21 protein-coding genes and 1 riboswitch are annotated in these 21,528 nt (G+C 39.5%); of the genes, 17 read left to right on the forward strand and 4 right to left on the reverse strand.

The genetic code is table 11. The annotated features are described in order from the left end of the window. Positions 1–14 precede the first annotated feature (14 nt). Positions 15–1,892 carry a phosphomethylpyrimidine synthase ThiC gene (gene thiC, locus ACLBWE_RS07090; protein WP_003654459.1) on the reverse strand — a complete coding sequence of 626 codons (1,878 nt, stop codon included), beginning with the start codon at positions 1,890–1,892 and terminating at the stop codon, positions 15–17. 88 nt (positions 1,893–1,980) lie between these two features. Continuing rightward, positions 1,981–2,115: riboswitch (TPP riboswitch) on the reverse strand. A gap of 34 nt (positions 2,116–2,149) precedes the next feature. Further along, entirely contained in the window at positions 2,150–3,235 is a 1,086-nt protein-coding gene (locus ACLBWE_RS07095; protein ID WP_447601968.1) for a hypothetical protein, read from the reverse strand. 108 nt (positions 3,236–3,343) lie between these two features. Here ACLBWE_RS07095 and ACLBWE_RS07100 point away from each other — a divergent pair, with 108 nt between their 5' ends. The 4 genes from ACLBWE_RS07100 (at position 3,344) to phoU (ending at position 7,082) form a co-directional block, all read left to right on the forward strand. Beyond that, positions 3,344–3,925, forward strand: a complete 582-nt coding sequence (locus ACLBWE_RS07100; protein WP_447601970.1) for a TetR/AcrR family transcriptional regulator — start codon at positions 3,344–3,346, stop codon at positions 3,923–3,925. Further along, positions 3,918–4,823, forward strand: coding sequence for a DMT family transporter (locus ACLBWE_RS07105; RefSeq protein ID WP_447601972.1), 906 nt, complete (start codon positions 3,918–3,920; stop codon positions 4,821–4,823). The genes ACLBWE_RS07100 and ACLBWE_RS07105 overlap by 8 nt, the downstream gene beginning before the upstream one ends. Positions 4,824–4,903: 80 nt before the next feature. Further along, positions 4,904–6,250, forward strand: a complete 1,347-nt coding sequence (gene abuO, locus ACLBWE_RS07110) for a multidrug efflux outer membrane protein AbuO (protein WP_447601974.1) — start codon at positions 4,904–4,906, stop codon at positions 6,248–6,250. A gap of 109 nt (positions 6,251–6,359) precedes the next feature. Beyond that, positions 6,360–7,082, forward strand: coding sequence for a phosphate signaling complex protein PhoU (phoU, locus tag ACLBWE_RS07115; protein WP_003654470.1), 723 nt, complete (start codon positions 6,360–6,362; stop codon positions 7,080–7,082). Between the two features lie 305 nt (positions 7,083–7,387). On the opposite strand, the gene ACLBWE_RS07120 is transcribed toward phoU, so the two are convergent. Continuing rightward, complete coding sequence (locus ACLBWE_RS07120; protein WP_000089995.1) at positions 7,388–7,657, reverse strand: oxidative damage protection protein; 270 nt, start codon at positions 7,655–7,657, stop codon at positions 7,388–7,390. Positions 7,658–7,666: 9 nt separating this feature from the next. After that, positions 7,667–9,100 (reverse strand): argininosuccinate lyase, encoded by a 1,434-nt coding sequence (gene argH / locus ACLBWE_RS07125; protein ID WP_017387747.1) that lies wholly within the window; start codon positions 9,098–9,100, stop codon positions 7,667–7,669. Here argH and ACLBWE_RS07130 point away from each other — a divergent pair. The 13 genes from ACLBWE_RS07130 (at position 9,091) to ACLBWE_RS07190 (ending at position 21,480) form a co-directional block, all read left to right on the forward strand. Then, positions 9,091–10,230 (forward strand): sensor histidine kinase, encoded by a 1,140-nt coding sequence (locus tag ACLBWE_RS07130; protein WP_447601977.1) that lies wholly within the window; start codon positions 9,091–9,093, stop codon positions 10,228–10,230. The two genes, argH and ACLBWE_RS07130, sit on opposite strands and share 10 nt — an antisense overlap. Positions 10,231–10,290: 60 nt before the next feature. Beyond that, positions 10,291–11,031, forward strand: coding sequence for a LytR/AlgR family response regulator transcription factor (locus ACLBWE_RS07135; protein WP_447601979.1), 741 nt, complete (start codon positions 10,291–10,293; stop codon positions 11,029–11,031). 101 nt (positions 11,032–11,132) lie between these two features. Continuing rightward, the gene (hemC, locus tag ACLBWE_RS07140; protein WP_035362332.1) at positions 11,133–12,050 is read left to right on the forward strand and encodes a hydroxymethylbilane synthase; all 918 of its coding nucleotides are present in this window, start codon (positions 11,133–11,135) and stop codon (positions 12,048–12,050) included. A 3-nt stretch (positions 12,051–12,053) separates the two neighbouring features. After that, positions 12,054–12,821, forward strand: a complete 768-nt coding sequence (locus tag ACLBWE_RS07145) for a uroporphyrinogen-III synthase (protein ID WP_045437272.1) — start codon at positions 12,054–12,056, stop codon at positions 12,819–12,821. A gap of 8 nt (positions 12,822–12,829) precedes the next feature. Beyond that, the gene (locus tag ACLBWE_RS07150; RefSeq protein WP_045437275.1) at positions 12,830–13,672 is read left to right on the forward strand and encodes a hypothetical protein; all 843 of its coding nucleotides are present in this window, start codon (positions 12,830–12,832) and stop codon (positions 13,670–13,672) included. Positions 13,673–13,681: 9 nt separating this feature from the next. Next, positions 13,682–14,875: a heme biosynthesis protein HemY gene (locus ACLBWE_RS07155; RefSeq protein WP_447601982.1), complete on the forward strand. Its 1,194-nt coding sequence runs from the start codon at positions 13,682–13,684 to the stop codon at positions 14,873–14,875. Between the two features lie 7 nt (positions 14,876–14,882). Further along, positions 14,883–15,323, forward strand: coding sequence for an acyl-CoA thioesterase (locus tag ACLBWE_RS07160; RefSeq protein ID WP_003654484.1), 441 nt, complete (start codon positions 14,883–14,885; stop codon positions 15,321–15,323). Positions 15,324–15,517: 194 nt separating this feature from the next. Beyond that, the gene (locus ACLBWE_RS07165) at positions 15,518–15,844 is read left to right on the forward strand and encodes an H-NS histone family protein (RefSeq protein WP_003654486.1); all 327 of its coding nucleotides are present in this window, start codon (positions 15,518–15,520) and stop codon (positions 15,842–15,844) included. 333 nt (positions 15,845–16,177) lie between these two features. Then, complete coding sequence (gene gspN, locus ACLBWE_RS07170) at positions 16,178–16,921, forward strand: type II secretion system protein N (protein ID WP_151744780.1); 744 nt, start codon at positions 16,178–16,180, stop codon at positions 16,919–16,921. Next, positions 16,921–17,757, forward strand: coding sequence for a type II secretion system protein N (locus ACLBWE_RS07175; RefSeq protein WP_198497093.1), 837 nt, complete (start codon positions 16,921–16,923; stop codon positions 17,755–17,757). Before gspN ends, ACLBWE_RS07175 begins: the two co-directional genes overlap by 1 nt. A 41-nt stretch (positions 17,758–17,798) precedes the next feature. Next, entirely contained in the window at positions 17,799–20,075 is a 2,277-nt protein-coding gene (gene gspD / locus ACLBWE_RS07180) for a type II secretion system secretin GspD (protein ID WP_080026182.1), read from the forward strand. Between the two features lie 41 nt (positions 20,076–20,116). Next, entirely contained in the window at positions 20,117–20,746 is a 630-nt protein-coding gene (locus tag ACLBWE_RS07185; protein WP_447601986.1) for an FHA domain-containing protein, read from the forward strand. A 65-nt stretch (positions 20,747–20,811) separates the two neighbouring features. Further along, entirely contained in the window at positions 20,812–21,480 is a 669-nt protein-coding gene (locus tag ACLBWE_RS07190) for a phosphoglycolate phosphatase (protein WP_348951556.1), read from the forward strand. The last annotated feature ends 48 nt before the right edge of the window (positions 21,481–21,528 follow it).

Consider the following 21,528-nt stretch of genomic DNA (forward strand, 5'->3'; position numbering starts at 1 on the left):
TTTTTTTTGAATATTTACACTTTGTGATACAGTTTTTGTCCTTGTTCTTGATAAACCTCTTTCATGGTTTTGAGGCCTTCTTCAACCTCTGTATTAATATTGGTGAGGTTGTTGGCATAGTCGCGAACATTCTGGGTGATTTTCATCGAGCAGAACTTTGGTCCACACATTGAGCAAAAGTGTGCAGATTTGTGAGCCTCTTTTGGTAAGGTTTCATCATGCATACTACGAGCTGTGTCAGGGTCCAGACTTAGGTTGAACTGATCATCCCAACGGAATTCAAAACGAGCTTTTGATAAGGCATTATCGCGAACCTGTGCACCCGGATGTCCTTTAGCAAGATCAGCCGCGTGAGCCGCAAGCTTGTAGGTAATAATTCCGTCTTTAACATCTTTTTTGTTTGGTAAACCCAAGTGTTCTTTTGGTGTCACATAACAAAGCATCGCTGTACCATACCAACCAATCATGGCTGCACCAATTGCAGATGTAATATGGTCATAACCCGGAGCGATATCAGTCGTTAAAGGCCCAAGCGTATAGAATGGCGCTTCTTTACAAACTTCTAGCTGCAAGTCCATGTTTTCTTTAATCATGTGCATTGGTACGTGACCAGGGCCTTCAATCATGACTTGAACATCATGTTCCCATGCACGATGAGTGAGTTCACCGAGTGTTTTAAGCTCACTGAATTGTGCTTCGTCATTTGCGTCTTGGATACAGCCCGGACGTAGGCCATCGCCTAAGCTAAATGAAACATCGTAGGCTTTCATGATTTCACAGATTTCATCGAAATGTGTGTATAAGAAGTTTTCTTCATGATGCGCTAAACACCACTGCGCCATGATTGAACCACCACGAGACACAATACCGGTCAAACGGTTTGCGGTGAGTGGTACGTAGCGAAGTAATACGCCTGCGTGAATCGTGAAGTAGTCAACGCCTTGTTCAGCTTGTTCGATGAGCGTGTCTTTAAATATTTCCCAAGTCAGGTCCTCTGCAACGCCATCCACTTTTTCTAGTGCTTGATAAATTGGCACGGTGCCGATTGGAACAGGTGAGTTACGAATAATCCATTCACGTGTTTCATGAATGTTTTTACCTGTCGACAAATCCATAATGGTGTCAGCACCCCAACGGGTTGCCCATGTCATTTTGGCAACTTCTTCATCAATTGAAGAACCAAGCGCTGAGTTACCAATGTTGGCATTAATTTTAACCAAGAAGTTACGGCCAATAATCATTGGCTCAAGTTCTGGGTGGTTAATGTTTGCAGGAATGATCGCGCGACCTTCAGCAACTTCTTGGCGAACAAATTCAGGTGTAATTTCTTTTAAATTTTTTGCACCAAAATTTTGGCCCGGATGCTGGCGCGTATCAACACCTTCACGCTGGCGCTGATTTTCGCGAATTGCAATATATTCCATTTCAGGTGTGATAATACCTTGCTTGGCATAGTGCATTTGAGAGACATTTTTACCAGCTTTGGCACGGCGTGGGTTTTGAATGTGGGCAAAGCGAATATCTGCGGTACGGATATCTTTTAAACGTTCCTGACCAAACGTTGAAGTTAAACCAGAAAGTACGTCAGTATCGTTACGTTCTTCAATCCAGTTTTGGCGAACTGAAGGTAAACCTTTGTCTAAATCAATTTGAACATTTGGGTCGGTATAAACACCTGAAGTGTCATAGACCATTACAGGGGGATTATGTTCGCCACCAAGACCAGTAGGGGTATCGGTGAGAGAAATTTCCCGCATTGGAACCTGAATGTCAGGGCGAGAGCCTTCAATATAAACTTTTTTTGAAGCGGGTAAGATGCGAGTTAAATCTTTTGCATCTTGTTCATGTTGCGCTGAAATTTCAACAGAAGAGAGATTCGTTAACTGGTTCATTACATGATCCTTATGAATAACATCAACGAATCAAGCACGACCAAAAACGATGGCGGATTTATCTTTACTAGATAAATTTGAGGCTTTAGTTTTTAGATGGCTTGATTCCTACGCAGGTCTTAACCTGATCAGGTTCAACGGTACTTGTGATCAAACTTGTGTTGCGATAACACGAAATTTACACAATCTCAGCGAGCTATTACTCGCGCTCCGTCAAGCGAATTACAGACTAACATGATTTAGGTTGGCTGGCATTGTCAATTTGTATCTATACAAACCGCATCTATATGGCAGTCACGATAGACTTCTGTGTTCCATGGCGAATCAAATTTTAATAGCTGCTCAAGTTGTTCATGGGTAATCTGATAATTTGATTTCTTATCGCCATTTTTCTCAGTTAAATCTATTTTAAATTGCTTATTGCGCTCTTCTACAGGCGTGGCAATAAATTTAAGAAATTGCTGGGCAGGTTTTGCTAAACTCGATTGGTTTTGTGTAGATAGAAAACGGATTTGTTCAAGAGCATCTTTATCAAACCATGTGTTTGGTGCATATTCATCTGAAACAGGGGTGTTATCTAGGCCAAAGAAAATAAAATAGCGATATTCGTTAAAGAGTAGTTTTGCATCACCAATAAAGTGGCTTTTTGGATATTTTTGAATAAATTTTTCCCAAAACAGCGCGCGTTCAGTAAGTTCTTTCCACGAAACAGCCAAAGCTCCATCGTTATAGAAAATATCCTGATTGTCTTTGGCCATACGAGTTAAGAACTCTTTTTGGTCCGCGGTTAAGGCTTTAGAAAAAACATCGACTAGATAGTTTGGCTGACGTCGATAGGTAAACATGCCTTCGCCTTGATAAAGGAGGTCAATATAGGCTTCACCATTATGTTGAAGTAAGTATTGGTCACGTGGACTAAGTTGGTCGAATAATTTTTTCTGGCTTTGAATGACTTTTTTAGGGTCTCGTTGTTTATGTTCTAAAACAGCATAGCCAAAAGCTTCAAAAGCTCTGGCTGTTTTGTCAGTGTAGTCTTGCTTTAGAAAACGTTGATACATGGTAGTTGAGGCGTTAATAAGCTTAAGCTGCTCATCATTCTTTAAAGATGAAACACATGTTTTCAGCTTCTCGTTAATTTGATTTAAGTCTTCTATTTTACTGTTCTGATTAATCTTCTGTATTGCGGCATTGATCTGTATGCAGCTGTTATCTGGTTTGCTTTCTGGCTTTTGTTCAGTTGATTTTTGCTCTTTAGAAACAGCTTGATCTTGCTGCGATGTTTTATTACATCCAGATAAAAGTAGTGCGCTGCATACACTCATCATTAGAAATTTTTTCATCATTGTATTTTTATCGAAGTGAACATTGCTCAAATTATAACTCGGAAAAAGATTGCATCATTGTTAGAAATCTTTATTATTAGGTAGATCGGTCTACTTAAAAATAAAACTATGAATGATAAAACAGCAAGACAGAAAATTCTCGATGCAGCAGCAACTTTGTTTTATAACGATGGCATTACTGCAACTGGAATTAACTCGGTTACGGCTAAAGCGGATGTTGCTAAGATGTCGCTTTATAATAATTTTTCTTCAAAAGGTGAGCTTGTCGATGCCTACATTGCTGCGCGGCATCAGGAGTGGCTTGATCTTTACCAAAACCGTTTAGAACAAACCAAATCAGCTACAGAAGCTATTTTGGCAGTGTTTGATGCCTATCAAGACCATGCGGAATTTGCCTATGAAAAAGGCTTTCGAGGATGTGGGTTATTGAATGCTGCGGCTGAGTTTCCAGCGAATAGTGTAGGGCGAAGTTCTGTTAGACAGCATAAAGAAGAGGTTGAAGCTATTGTTGCTGAACATTTAAAAAAATTAATACCAGACTCGCAGCGCGTTAGCTACGTGGCTACACAGCTTTCCTTTCTTTTAGAAGGTTCTATGGCAAGAGCAGGGTTGGAAGGAAGTAGTCGTCAGCTTCTATTAGCAAGACAAATGGCAGCAGATCTTCTAAAGAGAGAAGGCCAACATGATTAGCCTCATTAAAAATAGTAGTTATGGTGGCACAATTGCAATTTTAGTTGCCTCTGTTTTATGGGGAACAACGGGTACTGCTGCCGCATTTGCACCAACACTTGGACCACTCGCCATTGGTGCTGTGGCTATGGGTGGCGGAGGTCTTTTACAAGCTTTGGTTGCATCGCGGGCTATTCGAGAAAACCGTCAATTTATAAGGCAAAACCTTCTAATACTGCTTTTAGGTGTTGCGGCAGTTGGTATTTATCCTTTGGCCTTTTATTCCTCAATGCATTATGCAGGAATTACGATTGGCACCGTGGTTTCTATTGGTGCAGCGCCACTGATCGCAGCAATTTTAGAACGATTTTTTGATCGGAAGTCTTTGTCAGCGATCTGGTTCTTAAGTTTTATTTTTGGTGTTATTGGCGTAAGTTTGTTATCCATGGGTGAAAACCATGCGGTCCAAGAGGGTACAAATGAATGGAATAAAATCTTCGGTATTTTTCTTGGGCTTGTCGCGGCTACAACTTATTCACTTTATTCATGGGCTGCTAAAAGATTAATAGATCGGGGTGTTGATGCTAAAGCTGCAATGGGCATGATTATGGGTGGTGGGGCAGTTATTTTGCTTCCTACTTTACTGGTTACAGGTGGAGGGTTGTTGCAAAGTTCAACCAATTTACTTGTTGCTGGGTATATGATGCTGATTCCTATGTTTTTGGGTTATTTACTTTTCGGCTTTGGTCTAAAAACAGTAAATGCCAGTAAAGCGACGACCTTAACTTTATTTGAACCTCTAGTTGCCGCGCTTTTTGCCATCATGTTGGTTGGTGAGCATATTTCATGGTTGGGTTGGATAGGCATGTTTTTGATTTTCCTCTGTATTTTAATATTGTCAAAAAATGAGAACGTTTAAAAAACTAAAACTTTTAATGGCTTGAGTTTGCTTGGAATTTTTCTTAGTCTTAAAGGCAAGTTTTATCGTTGATTTGAACAATGAAAATAAAATTAATGGTCGCTGTTGGCCTTTGGAGTTTTGCATCTTCGAGTTTTGCTCTAGATTTAGTTGAAGCTTATGAGCGCGCAAAACAAAATGACCCAACATGGCAAGCCAATCAACAACAATTTGAAGCAGATCAACTTAATTTAGGCTTGGCAACTGGTGCCCTATTACCAACGGTCACATTGTCAGGAAATATTACTCGTAATCGACAAACGGTGAAGCGTTCTAATTTTCCTGGAGTTGATCAGGAAGGGCTTTCAGATGCCTTGGTGAGTAATACGTCTACTACTCGTCAAGCGACTTTAACTGCACGTCAGCCACTATTTCGAATGGATGCTTGGGAAGGTTATAAGCAAGTTAAAACCTCGGTTGCCTTAAGTGAAATCACTTTAAGATTGCAAAAACAAGACCATGTTTTAAATGTAGCAGAAGCCTACTTTAATGTGCTGCGTCAGCAAGCTCTTAGTGTTGCATACTTACAAGAAGAAAAAGCTTTGCTTGAACAACTCAATATGATGAATGCCAAGCTCAAAGAGGGTTTGGTGGCGCGTAGTGATGTGAGTGAGGCAAATGCTCAATATCAAAATGCCAGAGCCAATCGTATTTCAACCAATGTTCAATTACTTTTAGCTCAAGAACAGCTTTCCGAATATATTGGTTCTTATCAAGATAAGCTTGCAGTATTGCGTGGTGATTTTAATTTTCAAAAACCTTATCCAGCCCAGCTTAATGATTGGCTTTCTTTGGCCCAGCAAAAAAACTTAAAGATTCAACAAGCACGTTTACAGCAACAATATAGTGAGGATCAGCGCCGTGTGGAAAAAGCTGCGCTTTATCCTCAAATAGATGCTGTGGCGAGCTATGGTTATACCAAACAGACCCCAGAGACCCTCATCTCGACTGATGGAAAATTTGATCAGGTCGGTGTGGAAATGAACTGGAATTTATTTAATGGTGGGCGTACTAAAACATCAATTAAAAAAGCAACTGTAGAGGCTAGTAAAGCTCAGGCACAACTTGATGCAGCTATTCGTCGTGCCAATGTTGATGTGAAAAGTGCTTACATGCAGGTAGATACAGACCAAGCAAAACTCGAAGCACGAAAAGCTGCAATGGATTCATCTTCGCTTGTTTCTCAAGCTTCTAAAGCGAGTTATAACGAAGGCTTAAAAAGTATGGTTGATGTTTTATTAGCGCAGCGTAATGCTTTTTCGGCAAAACAGGATTATCTTAATAGTCAATATGACTACTTATTAAATGTACTTCGGTTAAAAGCTGCGGTAGGCCAGTTAGGCGAAAAAGATCTGGTCGAATTAAACAGCTGGCTAACCTATCAGTGAGCAAAAAAAAGCTTTTATCTGAATTTTAATTTTGTCATAAAAACTTAATGATTGCTGTGTTCTAATGCTCAATCATTTTATTCCTGCGCCATCATGTTGGAGGCTTCCCTTGAGTCCAAGTAATCCGGTGTTAAGCCATCATATTTCTTCTCAATTTAATGAAGATTTGCAAGATGTAAACACAAAGTTCATGACCATGGGTGGCTTGGTCGAACAACAGGTGGCGAACGCAATTCATGCCTTGCTTGATACAGATGCAAATTTAGCGATTGATGTTCAATTTAAAGATAACGCCGTGAATCAATATGAACGTGATATTGATGAAGGTCTTACGCTAATTTTGGCACGTCGTCATCCGGCAGCGATCGACTTGCGTATGGTTATTGCGATGAGCAAAGCCAATACTGACCTTGAGCGTATTGGTGATGAAGCTGCAAAAATTGCTCGTATTGCACAGAACCTTTGTGAAGAGGGTGGTTCGCCTCGTGGCTACATGGAAACACGTCATATTGGTAACCAAGTTCGTGTCATGATTCATGATGCACTTGATGCTTTTGCACGTTTAGATGCAGATCAAGCTTTACGTGTACTTTTAGCCGATGCTGACATTGATCGTGAATACCAGTCAGCAACACGTACTTTAATGACTTATATGATTGAAGATCCACGTCATATTGCTCGTGTAATTAATGTGATGTGGGTTCTGCGTTCTTTAGAGCGTATTGGTGACCATGCCCGTAACATCGCTGAGCAAGTGATTTACATGGCAAAAGGCTTTGATGCCCGCCATACCAAAATTGAAGAAATTGAAGCTAAAGTCCACGAAAAGTAATCTTGAGCTGAAATATTTAAAGGCCTTGTTTGAAACAAGGCTTTTTTATTTTTTAAAATAATAGATAAAAAAATGTCCCGAACTTTGGGGGGAAGTTCAGGACAGAAAATCAAGTGCATAAACACGACAGGGATCGTGTTCTTCTTGCTATGAATAGATATTAAGTTCTTCGCTTTTTTATGTCATGTAGAGTCCTGTTCGCTCTATGTAAGGCTTTTTATGCTTGTGTAAGTTTCACGTAAAAAAAGGCGGGTCTATATACATAGACCCGCCTTTTTAATGATGAGTAAGCTCAAACAAACCGATTATTCTGGTTTCCAGCCTTCAGCTTTTTCTACGCTTTCATCATTATTGAAAAACTTCTCACGTTGTTCTTCAAGAAACTTCTTCGCTTCGGGTTCAAACACATTTAAGCGTTTTTCATTAATCAGCGTTGTTTGGTGTTGTAACCATTCTTGCCATGCTTGCTTAGAAACATTTTCAAAAAAATCTTGGCCTTTAGCACCAGGGAATGGAGCGAAGTCTAGACCTTCCATTTCCTTTTGATATTTGCGGCAAAATACTTGTCGACTCATGTTTTATCCTTAAGCGTATAACTGTTCTAAACGTGTATGGGCACGAGCAATTGCAGCTTCTACCTGTTTTGGTGAAGTTCCACCAATATGATCACGTGCATTTACTGAAGCTTCTAGTGTTAGAGCTTTATCAAACACATCTGCTGTGATTAAGTCAGAGAATTGTTGTAATTGCTCAAGTGTTAATTCAGATAAATCTTTTTCTTCAGCTACGCCTAATGCAACTGCTTTACCTACAATTTCATGCGCATCACGGAAAGCAACGCCTTTTTTCACTAAATAGTCAGCAAGATCGGTTGCGGTAGAGAATCCACGAAGTGCAGCTTCACGCATAATTTCAATATTTGGAACCAATGCAGGAATCATGTCTGCGAAAGCCATGAGTGAACCACGAACCGTATCGATTGCATCAAATAAAGGTTCTTTATCTTCTTGGTTGTCTTTGTTGTACGCCAATGGTTGACCTTTCATTAGCGTAAGTAAGCTAATTAAGTCACCAAATACACGACCTGATTTACCACGAATCAGTTCAGGAACATCCGGATTTTTCTTCTGTGGCATGATTGAAGAACCAGTACAGAAACGATCAGGAATATTCACAAATTTGAACTGTGCAGAAGTCCAAAGAATCAGTTCTTCTGACATACGTGATAAGTGCATCATAATTAAAGACGCAGCTGCATTAAACTCAATGGCAAAGTCACGGTCAGATACAGCATCAAGAGAGTTTTCACATACAGCTTCAAAGCCTAATAACTCTGCTGTGTAAGCGCGGTCAATCGGATAAGTTGTGCCGGCAAGAGCGGCAGAACCAAGTGGCAGACGGTTAACACGCTTACGGCAATCTTGAAGACGCTCAGAGTCACGCACTAACATTTCAAACCATGCTAACAGGTGATGACCAAAAGTCACTGGCTGTGCAGTTTGTAGATGGGTGAAGCCAGGCATAATGGTGTTTACATTTTTGGCAGCTAAGCCTAACAAGCCTTTTTGTAAGCGCTCTAATAATTTTAAAATATCATCAATTTCGTCACGTAGGTAAAGACGAATATCGGTTGCAACCTGATCGTTACGGCTACGACCAGTGTGTAATTTTTTACCTGTAATACCAATACGTTGAGTCAAACGTGATTCAATGTTCATGTGAACATCTTCAAGATCGATGCGCCATTCAAAGGTTCCAGCCTCAATTTCTGAGCGAATGGTGCTTAAACCTTCAATAATGTCATCGCGTTCTGCTTCTGTGAGTACGCCAACTTTCGCAAGCATGGTAGCATGCGCAATCGAACCAGCGATGTCTTGTTTATAAAAACGCTGGTCAAACTGAACAGAGGCGGTAAATTCGGCTACAAAAGCATCCGTCGCTTCAGAAAAACGACCACCCCACATACCTGAGGTTTGGTCTGGGGTTACTGAATTAGGGGGATTTGAAGATGTGGTCATGGTGGCTCAGTAAAATAAAAAAGAGTATATCACTTGCCGAAGCTCAACAAACAAAGTTGTTTCCTACAGCATACCGAAATCAAAATTCCTCCTATTTTTTTACGAAAAACGGGCGTTGGCAACACTTATTCGAATTAATTATCGCAAGTAACATTTTGGCACTGGTTTTGGCACTGGCTGAAGCTCAGTCATGGCAAGCATTAAGCGGTGGACGCCTTTTACAATACATCGTTTTTATTAACTGGGTAATATTGTCGTTTTTTGCCTTGGTTGAACGCTTTCAAGGTTTTTATAGCAGCTTACGTCAAGAATTTGCCTTGGCTATCGGTTTTGTCATGCTGCAAGGTATTGTTGTTTGGACGACCTTAATAAGTAATTTTTTTCAGTTTGGTCTTTTAAATAAACATGCTTCTTTAACACAGGACTGGAGCATTTATTTTACCAATGTGCCTTTATATCTAAGCTACGGGATATTACTGGGGGCTTTCTGCTTGCGCTATCTCTATGTGAGAGAGCAATGGCTACATCAACAATATGCAGAGTTAAATGCCCGTATTCAGGCTATGCAAGCGCGGATTCATCCCCATTTTTTATTTAATAGTTTAAATAATGTGGTGAGCTTAATTGCGATAGACCCAGATAAAGCAGAAGGTATGTTGATTAGCCTGTCACGTTTATTTCGCGCAAGCTTCCAAGAGTTGAAATTGGTGAGCCTGCATGAAGAAATTGAGCTGAGTAAACAATATTTAATGATTGAGCAGGTACGTTTGGGAGAGCGTTTAAACGTAGATTGGAAAATTGAACTTTCACCTGTGCAACTGAAACAGATCACCATTCCTTTATTGACATTACAACCTTTGTTAGAGAATAGTATTTTTCATGGGGTAGAACCAATGATAGGTAAGGCAACCATAGGGGTATTGGTTGAAATATTGCAAAATCAGGTCAGTATAGTCATTACCAACCCATATACAGACGATACAATAAATTCACGGAAAGGGCATGGAATCGCGCTTGAAAATGTAAAACAACGCCTGAAAGCATATTATGGGAACTCCGTTAGATTTCAGGTTTATAAAGGTGAAACCTTATATACCACCATTATGAGCTATCAATATCAAACAAAATAATAAGTTAGTCAGAGTTAACCATAAAAAAATGGATCAAGTTAACGGTGACAAGGAGGATGAATGAAGGTGCTGATTTGTGATGACGAACCACTTGCAGTGGAGCGATTATCACGTTTAGTTTCAAAGATGGGACATGAAGTTGTATCAACGGCTCATCATGGACAGGAAGCCTTGGAACAGGCGCGGCTTCATCAACCGGATGTAATTTTACTTGATATTCAAATGCCAGGTATGAATGGTCTTGTCTGTGCAGAACAGTTAAGTCAGCTGAACCCTAGACCTGCGATTGTATTTTGTACAGCCTATGATCAACATGCATTGGAAGCGTTTAAATCTCAGGCTCAAGCTTATCTTCTTAAACCGATCGACCCTCAAGAACTTGAACAAGTTTTTAGTCAACTGACTCAGCTTACTCGAGCACAGCTCAATACTTTGCCACAACATGATTTTTTACATGATCTAAAAACACAGCGACATCAAATTGCCGCAAAAACCTATCGTGGGGTTGAGCTGATTCCTGTTGAGAATATTTATTATTTTTTAGCAGATCAGAAATATGTCACGGTGCGTCATCAAAATGGCAGTGTATTAATTGATGAAACATTAAAAGAGCTTGAAACCGAATTTGCAGATCAATTCATTCGCATTCATCGCAATGCTTTGGTTGCAGTTGCATATTTAGATGGGTTGGAGTTGGTCAGTTCGGGACAATATCAGGTTCGATTACGTGGTTTAGATGAACGACTTTCGGTGAGCCGTCGACATTTATCTATGCTTAGAGACCGAATTCATCAGCTCTAAACTTAAAAAGAGTTATCTTGGACGTGCGAGATTTTACTTGCAATTTTAAGGGATCAAGTTAAGTTTAGGGTGTATTGTTTGACCAGCCCATGCTTGAATTTATGAAAACCTTGAAAATTGCTACACGACAAAGCCCACTTGCTCTTTGGCAGGCAGAATATATTCGTGCCCGATTACAGGAGCTTCACCCGGATTTAACGGTGGAGTTGGTTAAATTTGTCACGCAGGGCGATAAAATCTTAGATACGCCTTTAGCAAAAATTGGTGGGAAAGGGCTGTTTGTTAAAGAGTTAGAAGCAGCACTTTTAGATGGGCGTGCAGATTTAGCCGTACATTCAATGAAAGATGTCCCGATGGCTTTGCCAGAAGGTTTAACCTTGGCGGTAATTTGTGAACGTGAAGATCCATTAGATGCTTTCGTTTCAAATCAATTTGAAAAATTTGCTGACCTACCTCAAGGTGCAAAAGTTGGTACATCAAGTTTACGTCGTAAATCTCAGATTTTAAAACAACGCCCTGATTTGCAAATTATTGATTTGCGTGGAAATGTTGGAACACGTTTAGGGAAGCTAGATGATGGTCAATATGACGCGATTATTTTGGCTAGTGCTGGTTTGAAGCGCTTAGGGTTGTCAGAGCGTATTCGTCATTGTTTAACACCAGACATTAGCTTACCTGCTGTGGGTCAAGGTGCATTGGGTTTGGAATGCCGTGCGGCTGACAACGAAGTATTGGCTTTAATTCAACCGTTATTACATCAAGAAACAGATGTTTGTGTGCGTGCTGAGCGTGCCTTTAATGCCTATCTAGAAGGCGGTTGTCAGGTACCAATTGCAGGTTATGCCACACTACAAAATGGACAAATCCATATTGAAGGTCGTGTCGGAAGTGCCGATGGTCAAACATTATTACGTGCTGAACTGACAGATGAAGCCAGCAATGCTCAGCAATTGGGTGAAAACCTTGCTCGAAACTTACTTGATCAGGGCGCTGGTGAGCTATTAAAGGCTCTCTACTAAGCTATGTTGTTTATTAATACTCGACCTGATTCTCGGGCTGCAGAATTAACAGAAGTTTTGCAAAATGAAGGTTATCAGGTTGAGTCTTTACCTCTTTTAGAACTCGTTGCTAAACCCTTTTCCGAACATTTACTTCAGCTTTACCAACAATTAGTTAAAGCACAAGCTATAGTTGTAGTGAGCCCAACCGCCGTTGATGTGGGGATGAAGTATTTACTGCAAAGCGGTTTAAAACTATCTGACTTGAAGCATATTCAGTGGATTGCCGTTGGGCAGTCAACGGCCAATTGTCTAAATGAATATGGAATAGAAGCACATATTCCAGATGTTGAAACCTCTGAGGGGATGTTAAATCTACCTATTCTCCATAATATGAAACAAGCTGGTAGCGTCGCTTTTTGGCGAGGAGAAGGTGGCCGTCAATTTATGATGGAGACTTTGCAGCATCAAGGCATCCAGATTTTAAATTTCGTTTTATATCATCGGCAGTGTCCAGAAGCCTCATATTCCACATTCAAACACCTGACACAGAATTCAAATTATAATTTAAACAAATGGCTGGTCTTAATTACCAGTGAGGCGAGCTGGAAGTATTGGTTAGAGCTTTGTTCAAAAAATAATGTACAACCTGATTGTGTATATTTGGTTTTAGGGCCACGTCTTTTTCAAATTGTTAAAGAATATCGCGATCAGCAACAGGCTCATTTTCACATTATTCAACTTGAAAATTTATCGCCTTCGGGGATGATTCATCACATTCAGGCATTATAAGGATTCGTATGAGAAAACTTGTTTCTATCATCATTTTACTGGGCATGGCTTGGTTGGCTAAGCTCAGTTACGATATGTGGCAAATTTCTCGTACTGTTCCCGAGCTTAAGCAAAGTTTGCTTCAATCAGAACAGCACTATGCCAATCTAAATGATCAATTGGTTGCTTTACAGCGACAATTACAGAATCAACCTGTAAATACAGGGAATAAACTGAGTCCGGCCAGCCATTTAGAAGTCCCGCCGATGGGTATTGCCCCTACAGTTTTAATTAAACAAAAGTTAGATTTAATTCAATTTGCAATTGATCAGCAACAATTGATTTACGCAGTTGATCAATTAAACCAGTTACAGCAATCTCTTCTACACTATGAAATTGCACCTGCATTGCAACATAGCTTGAACCAATCGCTTGAGCAGGATAAACAGGCGGTTCAACAATTCACATTGGCCCAAAATCAACGCCATCAATTGATTGATGATTTATTACAGACGATTGATAAAAATATTCAGCAAGCCTTAGCTCAGCCTAAACTTGAGATGGATCAGTCCGAATCTGTATCTTGGTGGAAGAAATGGTTCCGTATAGAAAAAGTAGAAACGCCGTCTATTAATTTAATGAATCGAAGTGTAGTGCTCAAAGAAGTGCAATTAAGATTATTAATTGCTGAACAGGCACTCAATGAAGGGAAAATGACAGAGTACCAAAACGAGTTGCAGTCTGTGATGCAAAAGCTAGATGAAATGCCTGATGCAACGAGTCAGCAGTTAAAAAAACGTATTGCTAAAGTGGCACATTTATCGGTAGTGCCTGTTCCTAAATTATCTACACTTGGTCTAATTGGCTCATAAGGAGGAGATATGAAACACCTCCTGTCGGTTTATTTCGTAATTAGCTTAATACTCTTTGCAGCTTTAGCTTTATTTAGTTATGGCTATGGAATGGGGTATGTCTATATCTACTGGCGACAATTGCAGTTGCAAACAAATGTCTGGGGATTAACGCTTGCTTTTGTGGTAGTGAGTTTTATTGCACAACTCGTATGGCTTTGGATTAAACGTTATTCCTCTCGTGAGCAAAGAAAAAGTGAAAACATCTTCCAGTTTAAAAACCTTCATCCCTATGAGCAATTAGGTATTGTTTGGTTATTAGAGGCTGCCGAAGACCAACGTGTATTTATTGAACGTGTTTTTACTCAATCAGGACTTTTAAAAAATATTATTGATGCCAAGTTTCTGGTTTTAAGTGGAGACTACCCAAAAGCATTAGCTGCTTTAGATCAGTCACCGCCAATGGCATTTGAATTGGCAGAGTTAGAGCGAATCGAAATCTTTTTAGCCCAAAATGAATCTGATCGTGCATTAACTCATCTTGAATTTTTATACCAGCATCAGTTATCGCCTTGGCTTGAGGAAATAGAAACCGCCTACCAGCAAAGATTAACTGCGTTATGGGGGCAATTAGCGCTGCAACATCCATGGGTATATTTACGGTCAATGAAGTATGGATTATTAGATGCTGAACACCGTGATTTATGGTTGCAGCAGCTCCTTCAGCAATTTGATCAAGCTTCTATTGATGACTTACAAGCATTGCAACAACGTTATCTAGATTTGGAGTCTGAGATTCAAACTCGACCTTATAGCAGTAAGTTGTTATGGCTCAAACTATTAGCACGTATGCCTGATATGAGCATGCAGCATGCAGCCTTAACACTACACTTATTAAAAGAGCAGTTTGATCCAGAAGTGTTTTACCTGTGGTTTCAGCAACAATTGCTTAAACAGGTTCCAGACTATGCTGATGTCGAAGAAAAAATTATTGAGCTTGAAAATCAATATATGAATTTGCCAGTTTTAACTTTTGCAAAATGGCATGTCTATATGGCAACTGGACGTCAAGCAGAGGCTGAAACATTATTAACATTATATCCAGATAATATTTTAATGAGCTATTTGCGTATTAAGTCTACCCTTAAAGAAGATGAAGTGTTAATCAATCAGTTAAACCTAATCTTTGAAAATGATGCGAATTTTTTAAAATTTAAAATATGAGGTAAAAATGAAAGAACTGTCTGTCTACCCGATAATATATGAACAGAAAGTAGCGTGGGGAGATATGGACGCTTTTGGTCATGTCAATAATGTACAATATTATCGATATATTGAAAGCTCACGTATTTTATATATGGAAGCGATAAATATATTAACTCCACAATTATATACCGTTGTCGCTTCAAGCCAATGCAAATACTTAAAGCCCGTTTTTTATCCCGATGTATTGAAAGTTGGTGTTCGCGTGGAAGAGCTCCGTAATAGTGCATTCCGTATGGCTTATATATTATGGAGCGAAACACAACAACAAATCGTAGCTACGGGTGAAGCTGTTATGGTATGCGTAGATAAATTAACAGAACGAAAATGTGAAATACCTCAAGAGATAAAACAAAAAATTATTGAGCTAGAAAAAACTGTTGGACATGACTTAATACATTTATCTTAAATAAATATTAATAAAATATATGTCATTTATAATTGATAATGTAATTAAAAGGTAATTTTTTTGATTATTCTGATGAACACGGCTTTCAAACTATTGCTTATTGAATAGATTATAAATAATATTGGTCTTGATTTTATGTTTTTAAATTTTGTCTGTATTATTTTGAATTGTCTGTAAGACTGGAGTGTTTATTAATGAAACCGGATATCAGTGAATTATCTGTTGAAGAGTTAAAACGTTTACAAGAAGAAGCTGAAGCTTTAATTGTAAGTAAAAAAGATCAAGCAATCGAAGATGCTTATAATCAAATTATCGAGATCGCTGAAAATGTAGGTTTTAGTGTTGAACAACTTCTTGAGTTTGGTGCTCAAAAACGTAAGAAAACAACACGTAAATCTGTTGAACCGCGTTACCGTAACAAAAACAATTCTGAAGAGACTTGGACTGGCCGTGGTAAACAACCACGCTGGTTAGTTGCTGAAATTGAAAAAGGCGCAAAACTTGAAGATTTCTTAATCTAATCGTATTGCTGATCTAAAAAGCCAGGCAAATTTGCCTGGCTTTTTTATGCGTGAAAATATTTAAAATTTTGCTATAAATATTATTTAAGAATTTGAGTGTTTAAATTCATCTTTAAATAGATTGTTGAGATCAAATGTACATTTAGTAGGTTGATTAGCCAGTTTTCATGATTTTGTCATACGTTCAACTTATAGTCTTAATACAGAAGCCAAGCCTGATTGCTTGGTTTTTTTATATGAAGTGAATTGGCGATGTTGAAAAAGTATGCATAATGTCAGACTAGGGAGCTACTCTCAAAATAAGGACGATAATTTGCATGTTGGTAAGGCTGAATGAAGAAAAAGTCTAAGCAGTGGAAGTGGTGGTTATTTGCCCTCATTGCATTTTTAATTTTTATTATTTTACAGATCCCAGCGACGTGGCTTATTTCTAAATTTTCAAAGAATAATCAAACTCTACACAATGTAAGTGGAAATATCTGGCAGGGCCAAGCAGATTGGCGGCGCGGTACTTTGAGAGGCTCGATTCATTGGAAAACTAGACCTCTTGACCTGTTTTTATTAAGGTTCGCGGCTGATGTGGATATCCATAGTGGGAATACCCAATTATCTGGGGTAATGGCCTATGGTGTTGGTAAAAAAGTACTTGTTAGAGCAATGAATGGTCAAATTGCGCCTGAAACATTAAAACAAATTGTGAACTGGCAATGGCCTGTGAACAGTATCCAGTTAAAAGATATTGATTTTAATTATAAAAAAGAGCAAGGTTTCGCTGCGGTTGATGGTCAATTGCATTGGGGTGGTGGTGCTTTAATTTATAATATTGGTGACCGTCAAGACCGGATGAATATGCCTTCTTTAAATGGGCAATTAACGGATCAAAATGGTCAATTACAGGTTGATATACGTGATCAACGCAGTCAAAAAATGGCAAATCTTCTATTAGATGCCAATATGATGCTTGATGTGCAGCTTACACAAAGATTATTACTGAATATTCCGTCATATGATGGAAAAGCTGGTTTAGATACTTTTGTCATTAGCTCTCGCCAACCCTTAATACAAGGGGGTAGCTAATGAAAGTATGGATTGAAAAATTACAGCAACTACAATGGCAAAAATTAGATCGGTTAAGTGTTGTCGTATTTGCCTTTTTAATTTTATGGCTGTGTTGGAAATTAGCCTCATTATTTTGGTGGGTCATTGCCCCTCCCCAAATGATGCAATTCGATCGGGTAGAGTTGGGATCACAGCAGCCGCAAATTCCTAACATTAGTACTTTTTCGATTTTTAATGAACCTTCAGCCAATGCAGCTCAGGAAAATGTCAACCTAGAATTGCAGGGTGTGATGGTGGGCTATCCGAACCGTTTTTCCTCAGCTGTTATTAAGCTTGATAATACTGCTGACCGATATCGGGTGGGGGAAACAATAGGTTCTACATCTTATCAGTTGGCAGAAGTTTATTGGGATCACGTTATATTGCGTCAAGGTAATGGTAGTACTCGTGAACTTCAGTTTAAAGGTTTGCCAAACGGTTTATATCAACCCATGACACCAGATGCCTCACAACCAACTGCTACAGCGTCTCAACCATCGGCACCTGTTAATACGACTCAAGAAGCGCTTGGACAGGCTATTCAGCAAATGCAAGGGAACCGTGAACAATATCTACGTGATATGGGTGTAAGCGGTAACTCAAGTGAAGGTTTTGAAGTTACAGAACGTACACCCACTGCGCTTCGAAATAAGTTAGGTTTAAGGCCGGGTGACCGGATTGTTTCTTTAAATGGTCAAACGGTTGGGCAAGGACAAACGGATGTGCAGTTACTTGAACAAGCTCGTCGAGCTGGGCAAGTGAAAATAGAAATAAAACGTGGTGATCAAGTGATGACCATACAACAAAATTTTTAGTGATAACACGTCACCATAAGAGTTAGGAATTATCGCAAGTTATGGCTTTATTGAATCATCAACGTCCACTTTGGGCATTACTTGCAGCAGCCCCATTGATTGCGACAGTGAGCAGCAGCGTCTATGCCCAGACATGGAAGATCAATTTACGTGATGCTGACTTAACTGCATTTATTAATGAAGTTGCAGACATTACGGGGAAAAACTTTGCAGTAGATCCGCGAGTGCGTGGCAATGTCACAGTAATATCGAATAAACCACTCAATAAAGATGAGGTTTATGATCTGTTTCTTGGGGTCTTAAATGTAAATGGGGTGGTGGCAATTCCTTCTGGGAACACCATCAAATTGGTGCCAGATAGCAATGTGAAAAATTCGGGAATTCCTTACGATTCTAGAAATAGGCTGCGTGGTGATCAAATCGTCACTCGAGTCATTTGGCTTGAAAATACGAATCCAAATGACCTAATTCCAGCACTTCGTCCTTTAATGCCGCAATTTGCACATATGGCTGCGATAGCAGGCACTAATGCGCTGATTGTTTCGGATCGAGCTGCGAATATCTACCAACTTGAAAATATCATTCGTAACCTTGATGGTACTGGCCAAAATGATATTGAGGCAATAAGCCTTCAATCGAGCCAAGCGGAAGAAATCATTACTCAACTTGAGGCAATGAGTGCAACGGGCGCATCGAAAGATTTTAGTGGTGCACGTATTCGTATTATTGCAGACAACCGAACGAATCGTATTTTGGTAAAGGGTGATCCTGAAACACGTAAACGCATTCGCCACATGATTGAGATGTTGGATGTGCCTTCGGCAGACCGTTTAGGCGGCTTAAAAGTTTTCCGATTGAAATATGCAAGTGCAAAAAATTTATCAGAGATTTTACAAGGTCTGGTAACGGGGCAGGCTGTTTCTTCGTCAAATAGTAATAATAATTCTTCTAACTCATCGAATCCGATTAATAATTTGATGGGTAATAACCAGAATTCCAGCTCAAATACATCTGGTTCAAATGGTAGCTCAATTTCTACTCCATCTATTAACCTAAATGGTAATTCAAATAACAACAATCAGAACAGTATCTCTAGCTTTAGCCAAAATGGTGTGAGCATTATCGCGGATAATGCCCAAAACTCGTTAGTGGTTAAGGCTGATCCACAATTAATGCGTGAAATTGAATCTGCTATCCAGCAACTCGATGTTCGCCGTCAGCAAGTGTTAATTGAAGCTGCCATTATTGAAGTTTCAGGAGACGATGCAGATCAACTCGGAATTCAATGGGCGCTAGGTGATCTATCTAGTGGAATAGGCTTGCTTAGCTTCAGTAATGTGGGTGCAAGTTTATCTTCTATTGCTGCTGGTTATTTGTCTGGTGGTTCGGCTGGAGCGGCGTCCGCTATTGCTGGTGGTGCCAATAAAGGTAATGGTGCAACTTTTGCTGTGGGTAATTTTGAGAATTCCCGTAAGGCTTATGGTGCATTAATTCAAGCCCTCAAAGCTAACACCAAATCAAATTTACTTTCGACACCATCGATTGTGACTATGGATAATGAAGAGGCTTATATTGTTGTAGGTCAGAACGTTCCATTTGTAACAGGGTCGGTTACTACAAACAGTACAGGTATCAATCCATACACAACTGTTGAACGAAAAGATGTCGGAGTGACATTAAAAGTTGTTCCACATATCGGTGAAGGTGGTACGGTTCGTCTTGAAGTTGAGCAAGAAGTTTCGAATGTTCAGACCAGTAAAGGTCAGGCAGCCGATTTAATTACTAATAAACGTGCTATTAAAACTGCTGTATTGGCCGAGCATGGACAAACAGTTGTTTTAGGTGGTTTGGTGTCTGATGATGTTGAACTCAGTCGTCAAGGTATTCCTGGGTTAAGCAGTATTCCATATCTAGGTAGGTTATTCAGATCAGACAGCAGAAGTAATACGAAGCGTAATCTTCTTGTCTTTATTCATCCAACAATTGTGGGTGATGCGAATGATGTGCGTCGTTTGTCTCAGCAGCGCTATAATCAGCTTTACAGCTTGCAATTGGCGATGGATCAAAATGGCAATTTTGCCAAACTGCCTGAGCAGGTCGATGATGTCTATAATCAAAAGATGACACTGCCAAGTGTTACTTCTCAGCCAAAAAATTATCAACAGGTTCCTTCGGGTGGAAAAAGCTCGACAGTAACCACACCCGTAGCGGTAGAGCCTGCGGTTCGAAAGCAAACTTTACAGTTACCTGAGCCTGAAATTAATCGTACTAAAAATACAGTAACAACAACGACACTGCGTCCAAGCACAGCGCCGTAGTAGCATGTTATGATTGATAAAAAGTGAAATAGGACATACGCATGACTTGGAAATTACAAGCAATTACTGGCGAAATTACTGGCCAAGAAATTAGTATTGATCGTGATATGTTAGTAGGGCGCCATCAAGATGCTGATGTGTTGTTACAAGCTGCTGAAATTTCACGTCGCCACGCTGCATTGCTTTTAAAAGATCAATTGCTATGGGTGCAAGACCTTAATTCATCGAATGGCACATTCATAAACGATATTAGTATTGAGCAAGAAAAACAGCTGCATGATGGTGATATCGTTCAATTTGCTAGCTTTAAATTTTCTGTATTAGCGCCTGTGCAGGAAATAGAGGATTTGCCTGAAATTGAAGCAGAGCCTGTAAATACGGCTCCATCTCAAGATTTAAGCGATCAAGGGATGCCAAGCCTTACAGAGCGTGCTGCTGAAATAGAAATCAGTCGCGATGGTATGCCGCAGAATATCTCTATTCCAAAACCTGCCCCTATCCCAGAAGGGATAGATGTTAATGCACAACCACAACAGACACCTGTTGCCTTTGAGGAGCCTGTTTCTCGTGTTGCTGAAGAAAAAGAGCAACAGAAGAATGCCTCAGTTGGTTTGATTACTATTATTATTTTAGTAATCTTAGCTTTATTGGCATGGTTGTTCTTTAAATAATTTGTTGGTGCTTTTACAATCAAGGCATGCTAAACGCATGCCTTTTTAATTTTGAGTATAAGAAGATGTCTGTTGCACAACTAAATAAGCGCGATTTAATTTTATTTGACCTAGATGGAACGTTAGTTGACTCTGCAGCTGATTTATATCGATCCATGAATTTAAGTTTACAAGCGTTAAGTTGGCCATCGGTAACTGAAGCACAAATACGAGAATGGGTGGGTAAAGGAGCTTCAAAACTTTGTGAAAGTGTTTTGCTTCATATATTTGGAAAATTAGACACCGAACAACATAAAGTTTTATTGCAAAAATTTGTAGATGTATACGGTGCGGAGCTTTGCGTAAATACTCAAATTTATCCTGGAGTAACTGAGTTTTTAAAGCATTGTAAAGCTTTGAATATAAATATGGCATGTGTTACCAATAAGCCTGTGCAACTTGCTCAAGGGTTGCTGGATGCATTGGAACTTTCTTCTTATTTTGAAGTTGTACTGGGTGGTGATAGCTTGCCAGAGAGAAAACCACATCCATTGCCTTTGTTGCATTGTATGCAAAGTTTAAAGATATCTGCTTCGCACGCGCTAATGATTGGCGATTCAAGTAATGATATTGAGGCTGCACGCCGCGCGGGAATTGATTGTATTGTGGTTAGCTATGGCTATAATCATGGAGAAAATATCTATGATTGCCAACCTCAGCAAGTGGTTGATAGTTTGGCTGAGTTAATTATCTAATGAGTGAAATGGAGATCAGCATGAATAAGCGTATGGTTTTTCGATGGC

The organism is Acinetobacter sp. M5A5_2a, from assembly GCF_053345265.1.